At 73.2% G+C, this 16,307-nt stretch carries 13 protein-coding genes; 9 read left to right on the top strand and 4 right to left on the bottom strand.

The genetic code is table 11. From position 1 onward, the window contains the following. The first annotated feature begins 339 nt into the window (after window positions 1–339). The 3 genes from ACPYO6_RS05600 to ACPYO6_RS05590 are packed head-to-tail and all read left to right on the top strand — an operon-like array spanning window position 340 to window position 5,118. Complete coding sequence (locus tag ACPYO6_RS05600; RefSeq protein WP_425713912.1) at window positions 340–3,222, top strand: alpha-amylase family glycosyl hydrolase; 2,883 nt, start codon at window positions 340–342, stop codon at window positions 3,220–3,222. Between the two features lie 46 nt (window positions 3,223–3,268). Next, window positions 3,269–3,832: an L-2-amino-thiazoline-4-carboxylic acid hydrolase gene (locus ACPYO6_RS05595; RefSeq protein ID WP_425713911.1), complete on the top strand. Its 564-nt coding sequence runs from the start codon at window positions 3,269–3,271 to the stop codon at window positions 3,830–3,832. Then, a complete protein-coding gene (locus tag ACPYO6_RS05590; protein ID WP_425713910.1) occupies window positions 3,829–5,118 on the top strand; it encodes a hydantoinase/carbamoylase family amidase in 1,290 nt (429 codons plus the stop codon). The genes ACPYO6_RS05595 and ACPYO6_RS05590 overlap by 4 nt, the downstream gene beginning before the upstream one ends. Before the next feature lie 201 nt (window positions 5,119–5,319). On the opposite strand, the gene ACPYO6_RS05585 is transcribed toward ACPYO6_RS05590, so the two are convergent. Next, entirely contained in the window at window positions 5,320–5,712 is a 393-nt protein-coding gene (locus tag ACPYO6_RS05585; RefSeq protein ID WP_425713909.1) for an ectoine synthase, read from the bottom strand. Window positions 5,713–5,953: 241 nt separating this feature from the next. On the opposite strand from ACPYO6_RS05585, the gene ACPYO6_RS05580 reads away from it, so the two are divergent. The 3 genes from ACPYO6_RS05580 (at window position 5,954) to ACPYO6_RS05570 (ending at window position 9,466) form a co-directional block, all read left to right on the top strand. Beyond that, the gene (locus tag ACPYO6_RS05580) at window positions 5,954–7,354 is read left to right on the top strand and encodes an Nramp family divalent metal transporter (protein WP_425713908.1); all 1,401 of its coding nucleotides are present in this window, start codon (window positions 5,954–5,956) and stop codon (window positions 7,352–7,354) included. Window positions 7,355–7,389: 35 nt separating this feature from the next. Beyond that, window positions 7,390–8,022, top strand: coding sequence for an HdeD family acid-resistance protein (locus tag ACPYO6_RS05575; protein WP_425713907.1), 633 nt, complete (start codon window positions 7,390–7,392; stop codon window positions 8,020–8,022). Between the two features lie 208 nt (window positions 8,023–8,230). Next, window positions 8,231–9,466 (top strand): MFS transporter, encoded by a 1,236-nt coding sequence (locus ACPYO6_RS05570; RefSeq protein WP_425713906.1) that lies wholly within the window; start codon window positions 8,231–8,233, stop codon window positions 9,464–9,466. Between the two features lie 108 nt (window positions 9,467–9,574). Here the strand turns inward: ACPYO6_RS05570 and ACPYO6_RS05565 are convergent, their stop codons facing one another. Further along, entirely contained in the window at window positions 9,575–12,970 is a 3,396-nt protein-coding gene (locus ACPYO6_RS05565; protein ID WP_425713905.1) for an SNF2-related protein, read from the bottom strand. Between the two features lie 301 nt (window positions 12,971–13,271). Between ACPYO6_RS05565 and ACPYO6_RS05560 the strand changes: the two genes are divergently transcribed. From ACPYO6_RS05560 to ACPYO6_RS05550, 3 genes are all read left to right on the top strand, one after another. Then, window positions 13,272–13,490, top strand: a complete 219-nt coding sequence (locus tag ACPYO6_RS05560) for a hypothetical protein (RefSeq protein WP_425713904.1) — start codon at window positions 13,272–13,274, stop codon at window positions 13,488–13,490. Between the two features lie 121 nt (window positions 13,491–13,611). After that, window positions 13,612–13,875, top strand: coding sequence for a hypothetical protein (locus ACPYO6_RS05555; RefSeq protein WP_425713903.1), 264 nt, complete (start codon window positions 13,612–13,614; stop codon window positions 13,873–13,875). Next, a complete protein-coding gene (locus ACPYO6_RS05550) occupies window positions 13,872–14,297 on the top strand; it encodes a type II toxin-antitoxin system VapC family toxin (protein ID WP_425713902.1) in 426 nt (141 codons plus the stop codon). Before ACPYO6_RS05555 ends, ACPYO6_RS05550 begins: the two co-directional genes overlap by 4 nt. 70 nt (window positions 14,298–14,367) lie before the next feature. On the opposite strand, the gene thiD is transcribed toward ACPYO6_RS05550, so the two are convergent. Then, entirely contained in the window at window positions 14,368–15,171 is an 804-nt protein-coding gene (gene thiD, locus ACPYO6_RS05545) for a bifunctional hydroxymethylpyrimidine kinase/phosphomethylpyrimidine kinase (RefSeq protein WP_425713901.1), read from the bottom strand. A gap of 251 nt (window positions 15,172–15,422) precedes the next feature. Continuing rightward, window positions 15,423–16,271, bottom strand: a complete 849-nt coding sequence (locus ACPYO6_RS05540; protein ID WP_425713900.1) for an aldo/keto reductase — start codon at window positions 16,269–16,271, stop codon at window positions 15,423–15,425. Window positions 16,272–16,307: the final 36 nt, after the last annotated feature.

The following is a 16,307-nucleotide window of genomic DNA, read 5'->3' as shown; positions in this document are numbered from 1 at the left end:
CTTGTAGTTGACCCAGGCTGACGAGCTCGCGGCCGTCCAGGCCTGTCTGCCCCTCCTGCGCATCTTCGCCGCGGCGAGATCAGGGGAAGACGGACGAGATCAGGGGAAACAACCCCTGCTCTCGTGACCGATCCCCCCATCTCGTGGGGCAGTCGTTCCCGACCAGCGGCGGTGGTCCGGTCCCCGCACTCGTGGCACGGTCCCCGCACTCGTGGCACGGTCCCCGCACTCGTGGCACGGTCCCCGCACTCGTGCGGCATCCCGCTGATCTCGTCGCTGCCACGCGGACTGCCGCTCCGACGCCGGGCGGTGCAGCTCGGTTCCCGACACAATGGACGCATGGCACGAAGCAACGGGATCCCTGACGCCGTCGGCAAGGCCCTGGTCGCGCTGACGGCCGTGGGGGCCGGCGTCGTCACGGCGGTCTCCGCCCGACGGCTGCGCCGGTCGACCGACATGGCGAACCGGAAGGCGCGGCGCCGCGGCCCGCTCGAGCTCGAGGCCGGCCCGGCGCGCCCCCAGCTCGACGCCCGCGCGCGCGACGAGGCGCCCACCGCACCGACGCCCCCGAGCACGACCACCTCGTCGGCCCCGGGGTCCGCGGCCCCTGGTGGCCTCGCGGGCACACCTGCGGGCACGACGACGCCGCACGGGACCACCACCGAACCGGCACGCTCCTTCGCCCCACGACCCACCGATCCAGCGATCCACCGCGACGACGAGGAGGGCGCTGCCATGACGGCGACGCCGACGCCCACGCCCGGACCGACGAGCGACGACACGACCACCAGCGACGACACGACCTCCAGCGACGACACGTCGGCCTCCGCCACCGGCGAGACGCCCACCCCGGTCGACGAGGCGTCATGGTCCACCGCGACCTACCCGCTCGGGGCCCACGCCGCACTCTCGACCGACACCGACACCGGCACCGGCACCACCACCCCCACCTCGCGCACGACCTTCGCGGTCCACGCGCCCCTCGCCACCCGCGTCCTGCTCGAGATCTACCCGAGCGCGACCGGTGCCGACGCGTCCGCGGAGTTCGACACGCAGCGCGGCGAGGACGGCGTCTGGCGCGCGGCCGTCGCGGGGGCGGGCCACGGCACCCTGTACGGCTACCGCGTCTGGGGTCCCGGTTTCGAGCCGGACGACGCCTGGTCGCGCGGCGGCTCGGCGGCCGGCTTCAGCGCGGACCTCGACGAGGTGGGCAACCGGTTCAACCCCAACAAGGTCCTCCTCGACCCCTACGCCCGCGAGATCACGCACAACCTGTCCTCCCCGCTCATCGGCGAGTCCGGTGGCACGCCGGAGGACTTCGCCGGCGGTCCGGAGCCCCACGCGCAGCAGGGTCGTCCCCGCCGGGAGGTCGACACGGGGCGGATCGCACCGAAGGGGATCGTCGTCGTCGACGAGACGTCCGTCGGCACCCGCCCCCACCTCCCGCCCGAGGGGACGAGCATCTACGAGGCGCACACGCACGCGCTGACGGCGCACCCGTCCGTCGCCACCCTCGGGGACGACCTCGCGGGTCGCCGCGGGTTCGCGGACGTGCGCAACATCGACGACGACGCGCGCGGCACCTACAAGGGCGTCGCCCAGCTCGCGCCCTACCTCAAGGGCCTGGGCCTCACCACGCTCGAGCTCCTCCCGGTGCAGGCCACGGACACCACCGCCCGGCCCGGTGACGACGGGACGTCGAACTACTGGGGCTACATGACGCTCGCGTTCTTCGCCCCCAACCGGGACCTGGCCGCCGACCAGAGCCCCGGTGGGCCGACCCGCGAGTTCAAGGAGATGGTCCGCGCGCTCCACGACCAGGGCATCGAGCTGTACATCGACGTCGTCTTCAACCACACGGGCGAGGGCGGCAGCTGGGGCGGTGACCCGGCCACGTCCGCGTTCGTCTCGATGGGCGGCTTCGCGACCGAGGAGTACTACGTCCAGACGGACGACCACGTCCTCGTCGACGGCGCGACGGGCACCGGCAACCAGGTCAACTTCTCGTCGGAGGTCTCGCAGCGCCTCGTGCTCGACTCCCTCGCGTACTGGACCGACGTCATGGGCGTCGACGGCTTCCGGTTCGATCTGGCGCCGGTGCTCGGTCGCAAGCCCGACGACGCCGCCCGCGAGGACTGGGAGGCGCAGAAGGAGTTCCACACCCTCCACCCGCTGCTCACGTCGATCCGCGACCTGGCGGCGGACCGGAAGGTCGAGGTGATCGCCGAGGCATGGGACCTGTGGGGCTACGAGGTCGGCAACTTCCCCGCCGGCTGGGGGGAGTGGAACGGCCGGTTCCGCGACGCCGTGCGCGACTTCATGCGCGGCGAGGGCTCGACCATGGCGTTCGTCGAGCAGGTCAACGGCGACTGGGCGCACTTCCACGACCAGGGCGGCCCCCCGCGCTCGATCAACTTCGTCACCGCGCACGACGGCTTCACGCTCCTCGACCTCGTCTCCTACAACGACAAGGTCAACGACGGCCCGCCCCCCTTCGGCCCGTCCGACGGCGGTGCGGACGACAACCGCTCGTGGGACTCCGGCGGCGACCAGGCGCTGCGCCGGGCACGCCTGCGCTCGTTCCTCACGGTCCTCTTCCTCGCGCGGGGCGTGCCGATGATCGTCGCCGGCGACGAGCTCGGCCGCACCCAGAACGGCAACAACAACCCGTGGTCCCTCAACTCGGTCGGGATGTGGACCAACTACGGGTTCGCGACGACGAACAGCCCCACGCAGCTGCCCGTCGACCCGAGCGGCGAGGTCGAGGCGGCCTACCACGACAACGTCGGCGAGGCGGCGACCCCCGAGGGCACCAGCCCCTTCCTGCCCTTCACGCAGGCGCTCGCCCACCTGCGGCGCGTCGAGCCGGCGCTGCGGCAGCGCGAGTGGGGCGGCGTGCACCTCGACGACGGCGACGTCACCTACCTCTTCACGGCCCCCGACGCCGAACGGGGCACCGAGGAGGGCGACCGCGCGGTCCGCGTGCACGTCGACGGATCCCCGGTCGGCGGCCACGACTACCTCCTGTGCGTCAACATGACGACCGAGGTGGCGCGGTTCGCGCTCGGCGGCGAGCACGACGATCTGCGGTGGCGCCGGGTCGTCGACACCGCGGCGTGGGCCGAGGAGGACGGCAACGTCTGGCCGACCCCGGTGGCCGAGATCGTCGAGGGGCACTACGCGGTCCAGCCGTGGACGGTGGCGCTGCTCCAGCTCGCCTGACGCGCTCCCGCTTCCCCGATATGCACAGGGGGCGGACACTGGTCCCATGACCACGCCGACCCACGACGACGACCTGCCCATCCTCACCCGCCGCCGGATCGAGGCCGCGATCCTCGCGCCGGTGTACCGCATCCTCGTGCGCGACCTCGGCGAGGAGCGGGCCAAGGAGATCCTCTCCGAGGCGATCCGCGAGGACGCCCGGGCCCAGGGGGCCCGCCTGGCCCAGCGCGAGCCGGGCGGCTCCAACCTGCGGACGTTCATCGACCTGCAGCACCTGTGGCTTGCCGACGACGCCCAGGAGATCGAGACCATCGAGGCCACCGACGAGGTCTACTCCTACGACGTCCACCGCTGCCGCTACGCCGAGACGTACCAGGAGATGGGGCTCGGCGACATCGGTGAGCTGCTCTCGTGCACGCGGGACTTCGAGTTCCCCCACGGCTACGACCCGAGCATCACGCTCGAGCGCACGCAGACGATCATGTCCGGGGCCTCGCACTGCGACTTCCGCTACCGCCGCCCGGCCGGCGCACCGAACGCCCACGCGGTCTCGGGCGCGCACGACTCCGCGGAGGTCGCGCACGTCGCCGCCGAGGAACGGGACCGGTGAACGCCCCCGCTGCCACCCCGACCATCGACGGCGACCGGCTCTGGGCCGACCTCGAGCACGTGAGCACGTTCGGCGCGACCGCGGCGGGCGGGCTCCACCGCCTCGCGGCGGGGCCCGACGACGCCGACGCCCGCGCCTGGTTGCGCGACCGCGCGGGCGAGGCCGGGGCGGTCGCGCGTGTCGACCGGGTGGGGAACGTGTTCCTCCGTCGTCCCGCCGCTGGGGCCGACGACGCCGAGGAGGACCGCCGGGCGATCCTCATCGGCTCCCACCTGGACTCGCAGCCGACCGCGGGGCGGTACGACGGGGTGTACGGCGTCGTCGCGGGCCTGGCCGTCCTCGACGCGCTCGACCGCGCGCGTCACGCGACACGGCACCACGTCGAGCTCGTCGACTGGACGAACGAGGAGGGCGCCCGGTTCGCGCCGATGATGGGCGGCAGCTCCGTGTACGCGGGACGGCTCGCCGCCGAGACCGCCCTCGCCTCCCGCTCGCGCGAGGGGCTCGACGTCCCGGGCGCGCCCGAGGGGCAGACCCTCGCCGAGGCGCTCGCCGACGTCGGCTGGGCCGGTACCGACACGGTCACCCCGGACGAGCACGCCGCCTACCTCGAGGCGCACATCGAGCAGGGCCCGCTGCTGGAGGCCGAGGGCCTGACGGTCGCCACGGTGACCGGCGTGCAGGCGATGTGCTGGCTCGAGGTCGAGCAGACCGGCGCGCCCGCGCACGCCGGCACGTTCCCCATGGAGTCGCGCAGGGACGCCCTCGTCGCCGCCGCGCGGGTGGTGACCGACGTGCACGCGATCGGCCTGGCCCGCCCCGAGGTGGGACGCGCGACGGTGGGCCGCCTGGTGGTCGGGCCCGGCTCCCCGAACGTCGTGCCGGGCAGCGCGAGGTTCACGGTGGAGCTGCGGCATCCCGACGCCGCCGAGCTCGACGCGATGGCCGGCGAGGTGCGTGCCGCCGTCGAGCGCGCCACGGACGGGGGAGTGACCGCCCGGGTGACGGAGACGTCGAGGGCCGAGCCCGTGACGTTCGACCCGCTCGTGCGCGACGCCGTGACGCGGGCGATGAGCGAGCTGGGGCATCCGCCGCGGGAGCTGGTCTCGGGCGCGGGGCACGACGCCGTGCAGGTCGCCTCGCGGGTGCCGACCGGGATGCTGTTCATCCCGTGCGTCGGCGGCGTCTCGCACGCCGAGGAGGAGGCGATCACCCCGGAGTGGGCGCTCGACGGCGCCGAGGTGCTGCTGCGCGCGGTCCTCGACCTCGACGCCCGCCTCCCGTAACGGCGGGCATACCCGGACCGGCCCCGTCTGGCGAGTGAGCGGCAAGCCGCCTGACGAGTGAGCGTGGCAACGCCTCGTCGGCGAGCAATCGCGTCTCAACCTGACGAGTGAGGGGGTTCTTCCGCGAGCACGCGGAAGAACCCCCTCACTCGTGGCGGGTAGTCCCCTCACTCGTCGGTAGGGGACTCCGCCGGTCCTCGGTCAGGCCTCGGTCGGGCCGTAGGACGAGAAGCCGCCGTCGACGAGCTCGTGGGCCTCGTCGCCGTTGATCGGCGGGTTGAAGATCGAGACGAGGATGAGGTCCTCGTCCTCGCCGCCCTGGAGGTAGTGGGCGTCGTGCTCGTCGAGCACGTAGATGACGCCGGGCGTGATCTCGTAGCGCGTCTGACGGTCCTCGCTGACGACGTAGCCCTTGCCCCCGATGCAGTAGCAGGCCTCGAGGTGGTTGCGGTACTGGAGCGCCGCCTCGGTGCCCTTGCGGACGACCGTGTGCGCGACGGCGAACCCCATGCCGTCCTTCTTGGTCAGCACGCGCTGGCTCGTGCCCTGGCCCCACTCGACCTTGGGGACCTCGTCGATCGACCGGATGAACATGCAACCTCCTCGTGATGGGTGGGCGCCCCGGTGCTGCCGCGCCGCGCGCGGCCCGATGCGGGCGCCCCATCGATACTAGGTCCGTCCGGTTCGCCCGTCGGATCCGGTCGTCCGAGCGGCGGGACACGCCGCGGTTGCGTATGACAGCGTGCCGATCGGCAGGCATAGTGGCCGCGCAACCGACCGTCGTCGCCGCCGGCAGCGCGCCGCGCACGTGACCCGGTCCCGTGAGGAGCCCCCCATGTCCACCGACGACGGAACGCACGCAGGCGGCGCACCCGCCTCCGGTGCCCACGGTTCGGGCGGCGCGCACGCCGCGCGACCGGACGGCTCGGCGGCCGCGCGTCCCCACGGCTCGAGCTCCGAGCCCCTGACCGCCGGCGAGGCAGCGACCCAGGCGCCGGGCGCGAAGGTCTCCGGCCGTCGCACCGGCTCGCGGTTCGGTCCGGGCCTCATCATCGCCGCGTCCTTCATCGGCCCCGGCACGATCACCACGTCGATAGTCACGGGCGCCGAGGTCGGGTACGCGCTGGCGTGGACGATCGTCTTCTCGATCGTCGCGACGATCATCCTCCAGGAGATGTCCGCCCGACTCGGCCTCGGCACCCGCCGCGGGCTCGGCGAGGCCATGCGCGAGGTCTTCCACTCACCGGTGGCCCGCCTGCTCATGGCGGTCCTCGTGGTGGCGGCCATCGGCATCGGCGGCGCCTCCTACGCGGGCGGCGACACGTCGGGCACGGCGCTCGCCGTCACCAACGTGGTCGACGTCGACACGCGGATCGTCGTCGTCGTCCTGCTCGGCCTCATCTTCGCCCTGCTGTGGACGGGGAGCTACAAGGTCATCGAGAAGGTGCTGATGGCGATGGTCGCGATCCTCGTCGTCATCTTCGTGGTGACGGCGATCATCGTGAAGCCGAACGTGGGCGACCTGTTCCAGGGCATGTTCGTGCCGTCGGTCCCCTCGGGGGCGATCCTCACCGCGATCGCGCTCATCGGCACCACCGTGGTGCCCTACAACCTCTTCCTCCAGGCGCAGCTGGTCAAGGAGAACTGGGGTGACGTCCCGGTCGACCGGGCGATGAAGGAGGCGCGGACCGACACGGCCGTCTCGATCGGCATCGGCGGGCTCATCACGCTCGCCGTCATGGTCACGGCCGTCGGCTCGATGTTCGTGCGTGGCATCGCCGCCGAGGAGGGGACCGACCTCGCGCAGGCGCTCACCCCGCTGCTCGGCGACGCCGCCCCGTGGGTGTTCGCGCTCGGCCTGTTCGCCGCCGGGTTCACCTCCGCCATCGCGGGCCCGCTCGGCGCCGCCTACGCGATCACCGGGGTGCTCGGGCTCTCGAGCGACCTGCGCTCGCTCCCGGCGCGCATCGTGTGGGTCTCGATCCTCGTGGTCGGCGGGATCATCGCGCTGACCGGGTTCAACCCGATCCAGATCATCGTCGTCGCCCAGGCGGCGAACGGCCTGCTGCTGCCGGTCGTGGCGATCTTCCTCATGATCGTCATGAACAACAAGAAGCTGATGGGTAAGTACCGCAACGGCCCGGTCGCCAACGTGCTCGGCTGGCTCGTCGTCGCCGTCGTCGTGTTCCTCGCCGGCTACCAGTTCGCCGACATCTTCGGATTCCTGCCCGAGTGACCCCCGTCGGTCCCTCGTGGGTGTTGACTGAGCCCATGAGGGACCGACGCGACCCCGTCCGGCAGATCTTCCGGACCTCGTGGCTGGCCACGGCAGGCCGCGGCATCGCCGCGATCGCCGTCGGCGTGGCCGTCATCCTGTGGCCCGGCGCGATGATCGACGCCGTCATCCAGCTTTTCGCGATCTTCCTGATCGTGGACGGGCTGCTCAACATCCTCGGCGCCGCCGGCATCCGGCTCGACGCCCGGGACCAGGAGCCGGACCGGCCCACGCAGAAGATCCTCACGATCGCCCTCGGCGTGGTCGAGCTCGGCGCGGGCATCTTCGGGCTCGTCCGACCCGGCAACGTCGCCACCCTGATGATCACCGTCATCGGGGTGTGGGCCGTCGTCATGGGGCTGTGGGAGCTCGTCACCGCCCTGCGGGCGCGGAAGTACGTCAGCGGGGTCCAGCCGCTCGTCGTCGCGGGGGTGTTCTTCGTGGTGGTGGGCGCGTTCGTCATCTGGCGGCCGTGGGTCTCGCTCGAGGTGATCGCGTGGACGATCGCGATCGCCGCCATCCTGTGGGGCGTCATGCAGATCGTCATCGCCCTGGCGGTGCGACGCTGGATCACCACGATCGACGACCGGCTCGAGGTCGACCGCGAGCCGCCGCGGATGATCGGCTGACGCGCGGTCCCCGTCGCAGTCCCCGTCCCGGTCCTCGCCCGTCCCGGGACCCGCCGCCTCCGCCCCGTCCCGGTCCGCACCCGGGTCGCCGCGCCCGTCCGGGCGGACGAGCGGCCCGTCACACCCGGAATGACCGCGCCGACGACGACGTTGGACGCCGAGGATCGCCCACGGTCCCGCGCCGCCAACCACCTCGGAGGCCCTGTCGATGCTGAGCACCGCCCGCCGCAACTTCGCCCTGTTCACGCTCGCGCTCGGCGGGTTCGGGATCGGCACCACCGAGTTCGTCACGATGGGTCTGCTGCCGCAGATCGCGGGCGAGCTCGTCCCGGGGTTCGGGGCCGACCCGACGGCGGGGATCGCCCACGCGGGCTGGCTCGTCACGGCCTACGCGCTCGGCGTCGTCGTGGGCGCGCCGGTCACGGCGGTGGCGACGGCACGGATGTCCCAGCGCACGCTCGTCCTCGTCCTCGTGGCCGCGCTCGCGGCGGCGAACCTCGCCAGCGCCCTCATGCCGGGCTTCGGGCTCACCGCGGTCGCCCGCTTCGTGGCCGGGCTCCCGCACGGCGCCTACTTCGGGGTGGCCTCGTTGCTCGCCGCCCGGCTGATGGGCCCCGGGCGTCAGGGCGCGGGCGTCGCGATCGCGCTCTCCGGCCTCACGGTGGCCAACGTCGTGGGGGTCCCGCTCGGGACGTGGCTCGGCCAGGAGGCCGGCTGGCGCTGGGCCTACGTGACGGTGGCGGCCATCTTCGCGCTCACGCTCGTGCTCGCCCTGCGGGCGATCCCGGCGGTCCCGGGCAACCCCGACCGGCACCCGTCGCGCGAGCTGCTGGCGTTCCGCAACCCGCGGCTGTGGCTCATGCTCGCCGTCGGCGCGATCGGTTTCGGCGGCTTCTTCGCCGTGTACTCCTACATCTCCGAGGTGGCGACGCGGACCGCAGGCCTGTCCGAGTCGCTCGTTCCGTGGGTGCTCGCCACCCTCGGCACGGGCATGGTGGTCGGCAACATCATCGGCGGCTGGGCGAGCGACCGGGACCTGTCCCGCACGGTCGTCGTCGGATTCTCCGGCCTGACCGCGGCGATGGCCCTGTACGCCCTGCTCGCCTGGCACCCGGTCCTGCTGTTCGTCCTCGTGCTCGCCATCGGGATCACCTCCTCCTCGCTCATCCCGTCGGTCCAGGCGCGGATCATCGACATCGCGGGGGAGGCCGAGCTGCTCGGCGCCGCGCTCAACCATGCGGCCTTCAACGTGGGCAACTCCCTCGGCGCCTGGCTGGGTGGCCTCGTCATCGCCGGCGGGTTCGGCTACCTCGCCCCGGGCTGGGTGGGCGTGGCCCTCGCCGTGTCCGGCGGCGTCCTCGCGCTCGTCAGCATCCACTGGGACCGGGTGAGCCCGCGTCCGGGGGCGGTCCAGGCCGACGAGCCGCAGCCCGCGACGACCTGAGTCGCCGCGTCCCGCGACTCGCCGCGTCATGAGTGGCGCCGGTACGCGACACCCGCCGCGCGGGCGCCGTGCCATCGGCCCGCCACGCCCCGCGGAGACCCTGCCGCCTCAGTGCTCGAGCAGGTCCCGCACGTCCTCGGGCGTGAGCGGGGCGGACAGTGCGCCGCCGTCGCCGACCACGCGTGAGACGAGGTCGCGCTTGCGGTCCTGGAGCGCGAGGACCTTCTCCTCGATCGTCCCGGCGGAGACGAGCCGGTAGACGTTGACCCGCCGGTCCTGGCCGATGCGGTGGGTCCGGTCGACGGCCTGGTTCTCGGCGGCCGGGTTCCACCAGGGGTCGAGGAGGTAGACGTAGTCGGCCTCGGTCAGCGTGAGCCCGAAGCCGCCGGCCTTGAGCGAGATGAGGAAGACGGGGGCCTCGCCGTCGCGGAACGCCTGCACCACGCCCTCGCGGTCGCGCGTGGAGCCGTCGAGGTAGAGGTGGGAGATCCCGGCCTCCTCGAGGCGCGTGCGCACGGCCGCGAGGAACGACGTGAACTGGCTGAACACGAGCACGCGGTGGCCCTCGGCGAGCACGGCACCGAGGTGGTCGAGCAGGGTGTCGATCTTGGTCGAGCGCTCGCCGGCGGTGCCCTCGCGGTCGGCCAGCGCAGGGTCGAGCGCCGCGAGCCGGAGCGTGGTGAGTGACGAGAGGACGCTGACGCGGTTGCGCCCGATGTCGTCGAGCAGCCCGAGGATGCGCTGCCGCTCGCGCTGGAGGTGCCGGTCGTAGCTGCGCCGGTGCGCGGCGGAGAGCTCGACGTAGACGACCTGCTCCTGCTTGGGCGGCAGGTCGCGCTCGACCAGCTCCTTGGTCCGCCGCAGAACGAACGGTCGGATCCTGCGCCGGAGCTCCTCGAGCGGCTCGGGGTCCGTGCCGGCCTCGATGGGGCGCCGGAACGTGGCGGTGAAGACATCGGCCTTCGGGAGGAGGCCCGGCGTGACGAGGGCGAGGATCGACCACAGGTCGGCCACCGAGTTCTCGACCGGCGTGCCCGTCATGGCGAGCCTGCGCGGCGCGCGGAGACGGGAGACGGCGCGGTGGGTCGCGGTGCGGGGATTCTTGACGAACTGGGCCTCGTCGAGCACGAGCGCCGACCACGGGACCGGTGCGAGCTCGTCGATGTCGAGGCGCACGATCGCGTACGAGGTGACGACGACGTCGGCCCGGGTGACGACCTCGGCCAGCTCCTCCTCGCGGCGTGCCCCGGTCGCCCGCAGCGCGACCACTTCGAGGCCGGGCGCGAAGCGCTCGGCCTCGTGCACCCAGGTACCGATGACCGAGGTGGGGCAGACGACGAGAACCGGCCCGACGCCGTCGGGCACCTCGTTCGTGCCCGCGCCGTGGTCGCCGGCCGCACCGGGAACGTGGGTCGCGCCGTGGTCGCCGGCCGCACCCCGTCCCGCGGCCACCGCGAGTCCGCCGACCTCCCCGCGCTCCTTGCCACGCTGGATCGCGGCGAGGGTCTGGAGGGTCTTGCCGAGCCCCATGTCGTCGGCGAGGATGCCGCCGGCGCGGGCATCCCACAGCATCGACAGCCAGGAGTAGCCCTCGCGCTGGTAGGGGCGCAGCGTGGCGTCGAGGCCGGCGGGCGGCTCGGGGGTGGGGCGGCCGGCGATGTCCGCGAGGGCCTGCAACGAGTCGGTCCAGGCGGCGATCTCCTCGTCGAGCAGGTCGAGGTGGGCGAGCTCCTCGAGCTGCTCGGACCGGTACCGGGAGACCTGGACCGTGCCCGGCGGGGCGTCGGTCAGGGCCCGCGACTCCGAGACGAGGCGGCGCAGCGCGTTGAGCTCGGGGGTGTCGAGGGGGAGGTAGGTACCCGAGGGCAGCACCACGAGGTCGGCCCCGGTGGCGAGCGCCTGCAGGAGGTCGTCGACCGGCACCTCCTCCGTGCCCACGTGGACGCTCACGCGAAGGTCGAGCCAGTCGGTCGAGGTGTCGAGGCCCTCGGCGGAGGCGACGCTGACGGTGGCCACCTCGGTCGCGCGTCGGAAGTCCGCGGCGTCCCCGACCACCTCGACGACGATGCCCGCCTCCCGCATCCGCGGCACCACGCGGTCGACGAGGACCGCGGTCTCGGCGGGGGTGAGGTCGACCGTGGCTTGCTCCGGCGGGTGGAGGCGCGGGACCAGGCTGATCTCGCGCGCGACGGCGGTGAGGAGCCCGGACTCGGTCGCCGCGTCGCGCGGAAGGTCGAGCTCCCCGCCGCGCAGGGGGACGTCGACGTGCCGGTCGCCGCCGACGTACCGGAACCCCAGCTCGACCCGGCTGCGGTGCGCCGGGCCCATGGTGACGGTGAGCAGCACGTGCGGCTCGAGCGCGTCGGGGATCTCGACCGACGAGTCCGAGGAGCGCACGGCGATGCGCTGTCGCAGGCGCGGCAGGTACCCGTGGGTGAAGCGCGTGCGGTCGGACTCCGGCACCACGACCGAGGCGAGCGTGAGGTCGCGGAGGTTGGCGTCGATCGCGTGGTCGAGCGGCGCGAGGACGTACGCGCCGTCGGGGTAGCGCACGGACACGCCGCAGGCGGGATCGCCCTCGAGCGTCACCCGGCTCCCGGGGCGCTCGGCGGGCGCGAACGGGCCGACGAGGCTCGAGTGCCCGCCGTTGAGGTCGACCTCGACGTAGGGGGTGACGCGGATGCCGTCGCCGGCCCCCGTGAGGTCGACCCCGAGCGTGGCGCCCGGGGCGAGCTGCAGCTGCTCGACACCCTGGCCCCCGACGAGGTCGACGCCCGCCACGTACGCCTCGACGAGCGCGTGCCAGCCGTTCGCGTCGAGCTCGTCGAGGTAGACCTCCTCGGCACGCTGCCACTCGGGCCGGGTGCCGTGCGCCGAGGCCTTGAGGTGCGAGAGCGCCCGGACGTGGTCCGGCACGTAGTCCTGGGCCGTGTAGCCGGTGGTCACCGACGACCACGAGCGGCCGCCCGTGAGCCAGCGGCCGGAGCGCCCGCGCACGACCGGGCGGAGCCGGAGCCGGGGGACGGCGCCCCGGTCGGACCCGATCGCGAGCCGCTGGGTGCGCAGCCCTGACGATCGCTGCACCTCGCTGACCTGGAGGCCGAGCGGGGCCAGCTCGGAGCCGGCGGCGGCGCCGTCGGCCACGATGGGGGCGAGGATGTCCTCCCATCCCCGGCCGTCCGGGCTGCGACGGGCGCGGTCCCGCAGCTCGAGGAGGACGGCGCCGACGTGCTTGCAGGAGCTCGCGACCGGGCACGTGCACGAGCCGTGCCACACGGTGGCGGACGGACCGATGTCGGCCCGGACGACGACCGTGTACCGGTCCCCCTGGCTGCCGACGACCTGCGCGACGACGACGCTGCCCTCGCCGTTGGTGGTCACGTCCGCGACGTGGCCGGCTCCGGCCAGACCCTGGGCGCGCTCGAGCGCCGCCGAGCCGAGGGCCGCCTCGATCTCGCCGTCGGTCAGCTCAGAGACCCACTCGAGCACGACGTCCTGAGGCACCCCGACACTCTAGGTTGCCGAGCAGACACCCGGGGCCGCGCGGCCGATGCTGAGGCGCGCACGCGCGCGCTCGACCAGGCGCCCGCCCGACCAGGCGCGCACGCCCGCCCAAGCGCCCGCGCCCGACCCGCCGCGCGCCACCACTTGCGCGCCCGGTCGACATGCGGGATGCTCCGCGCGTGGCCCAGGTCACATCATGGCGCGGTTCGGCCGCCTCGACGCGCGTCCGGCCCGTGCCCGTACCCGACACCGATGCCGAGACGACCGCACACCTTCCCGTACCGAGAACTGGAGCGAGCTCATGACGACGGAACCGAGCAGCACGGCGGCCGACCGGCCGCAGGACACGACACGGATGATCTCGATGGTCGCGGTCGTCCTCACGATGGCGTGGGGGATCGGCTGGATCTGGGTCGGGGACACCGGCGCCCAGCCCTACTACCTGTGGATCGGTGCCCCGCTCATCGCGCTGATGTGGATGGCCATCGCCTGGTCGTCGAGGCGCGGCGACCGCCGCTGACCGCGAGGCGCATCGACGGGGGTCCGGGCCGGGGTGGCCCGGGCCCCCGTCCTGGTCCCCTTCACCCCGGCACCCGTCGCGCTCCCGTTGTCCAACGACCTGCACCTGCTAATGTATGAGCATGTCCCAGCTGGAGCGGCGGCTGCAGGTCCTGCTCGATGCCGAGCGGCACGAGCGGCTCGAGCGCGAGGCGCGTGAGTCTGGGCGCAGCGTGGCCTCGATCGTGCGTGACGCGATCGACCTCCGGCTGCGGGGTGCGTACGACGCTCGTGCGGACGCCGGACGGCGACTGATGGCGGAGTACTCCGACGAGGCCGCGACCGAGCCTGACTGGGCCGGGTCGAAGGCCGCCCTCGAGCACGACCTCGACTCGAAGCTGCCATGACGGTGCAGCGCTGCTACGTCGACACATCGATCTTCGCGTACGCCCTCGGCGGGGAGCACGCCGAGCGTGCCCCGTCCCGGCGCGTCGTCGAGCTCGCGACCGCCGGTGAGCTCGAGCTGCATGCCAGCGTCGAGATGCTCCAGGAACTCCTCCACCACCGGATGCGTCGCGTCGATCGCGACGCCGCCCTTCGGCAGGTGCGTGCGGTCAGGGACCTGTGCGTCCTGCACCCGTTCGACACCACCGTCCTCGAGCGGGCGCTCGAGCTCGTCGCGACGACCTCCGTGCGGGGCCGCGACGCCGTCCATGCAGCGACCGCTCTGCTCCACGGACTGCCGACGCTGCTGAGCAGCGACACTGACTTCGACGCGGTCCCCGCGCTGACGCGCGTGAGGCCCGCCGACCTAGAGCGGAACGGGTAGCGCCTGACCGCGCCGCCGTGGCTACCGGCGGGTAGTCACCTGCCACCTGCCGCCAGCCACCGCCCACCGGTCAGCGCGTGTAGGCGCCCTGCCACACCGTGTCGAACGGGGTGGCCGCCGAGACGCGGGCCCGGATGCCCGTGGTGACCATGTCCTTGGCGACCCGCACGGCGTCGTGGATCTCGGTGCCCTTGGCGAGCTCGGCCGTGATCGCCGCGGCGACGGTGCAGCCGGCGCCGGAGACGCGGTGCTCCCCGATCTTGGGCTCGGCGAAGACGTGGATGTCGGTGCCGTCCCACAGGACGTCGACGGCCTCGTCGCCGGGCAGCTCGGCCCCGCCCTTGGCGTAGACGTACTGCGGGCCGTGCGCGCCGATGACCTTGGCCGCCTCGACGAGCTCGTCCACGGTGCCGATCGAGTCCGCGCCGGACAGGATCGTCGACTCGAAGACGTTCGGGGTGATGACCGTGGCGAACGGCAGGATCTGCTCGCGCAGCGCGTTGTCGGTGTCGAGCGCGGCGCCGGGCTCCTGCCCCTTGCAGATGAGCACCGGGTCGACGACGACGTTCTCCCACTCCTGCGAGCCGAGCCCAGCGGCGACGGTGTCGATCGTGGCCGGGGTGCCGAGCATGCCGATCTTCACGGTGCGCAGCGGGTGGGTCGCGGTGGCGGCCTCGATCTGGTCGGCGATGACCTGGGGGTCGACAGGGACGAACCGGTGGCCCCAGCCGTTCGTCGGGTCGAAGCTGACGATGCAGGTCAGCGTGCCGACGCCGTAGACGCCGAGCTGCTGGAACGTCTTGAGGTCGGCCTGGATGCCGGCGCCGCCGGTCGCCTCGGAGCCGGCGATGACGTAGGCGAGGGGGACGGTCACTGAGGACTTCCTTCGGGAGCTGGTCGGGCGGGCGCCGGGCGGCGTCGCGTGTGGCAGGGAACGATACGCCGGGCCGGGCGGGCCGTCATCGCCGGCGCCGCGAGGGCCACCATCCGGGACGACGACCATCCGCGCGACGACAACCACCCCGCACGACGACGAACGACGCCGTGGGCCGACCCCCGGTACGACGACGGGGGCGCCGCCCGCAGGCAGCGCCCCCGATCGGTCGTGGGACGGGACCGGTTGTGTCAGGCCCGGATCTGCGAGCGGTCGAAGACGGCGGGGTCGCCGCCGACGCGGTCCTCGGAGTCCATGGCGTCGAGGACGGCCATCTCGTCCGCCGTCAGCTCGAACCGGAAGAGGTCGAGGTTGGCCTCGATGCGCGCCGGGTTGACCGACTTGGGGATGACGATGTGGCCGTGCTGGACGTGCCAGCGCAGCACGATCTGGCCCGGCGTCACGCCGTGGGCGTCCGCGAGCTCGGCGACCTCCTCGGACTGCAGGTCGGCACCCTGACCGAGCGGCGAGTAGGCCTCGACGGCGATGCCGGCGGTGCGGGTGGCCTCGAGCGTGGCGCGCTGCTGGAAGGTCGGGTGGACCTCGATCTGGTTGACGTCGGGCAGGACGCCCGTCTCGTCCGCGAGGCGCTGGAGGTGCTCGGGGAGGAAGTTCGACACGCCGATCGCGCGGACGGCGCCGCTCTCCTTGATCTCGGCGAGCGCGCGCCAGGTCTCGACGTAGAGGTCCTTGCTCGGGACCGGCCAGTGGACGAGGTAGAGGTCGACGACGTCGACGCCGAGGCGCTGACGGCTGTCGTCGAAGGCGCGCAGGGCGGCGTCGTGCCCCTGCTCGCCGTTGCGGAGCTTGGTGGTGACGAAGATGTCGTCGCGGGCGAGGCCGGACCCGCGCAGGGCGGCGCCGACGCCGGCCTCGTTGTTGTAGGCGGCGGCGGTGTCGATGTGCCGGTAGCCGTAGCCGAGCGCGTGCTCGACGGCGGCCTGGGTCTCCTCCGGCGGGATCTGGAACGTGCCGAACCCGACCTGCGGGATGGTCACGCCCGAGGCCAGAGTGACGTGGTGGTCGTCAGCAGGTGTCATGCCTCTGTTCTAACGGCCGAGCGCCGTCGGGGCGAC

The sequence above is a fragment of the Georgenia sp. Z1344 genome (assembly GCF_049856295.1).
Classification (GTDB): Bacteria; Actinomycetota; Actinomycetes; order Actinomycetales; family Actinomycetaceae; genus JB111.
This window is presented reverse-complemented; position numbering and strand designations above follow the sequence as displayed.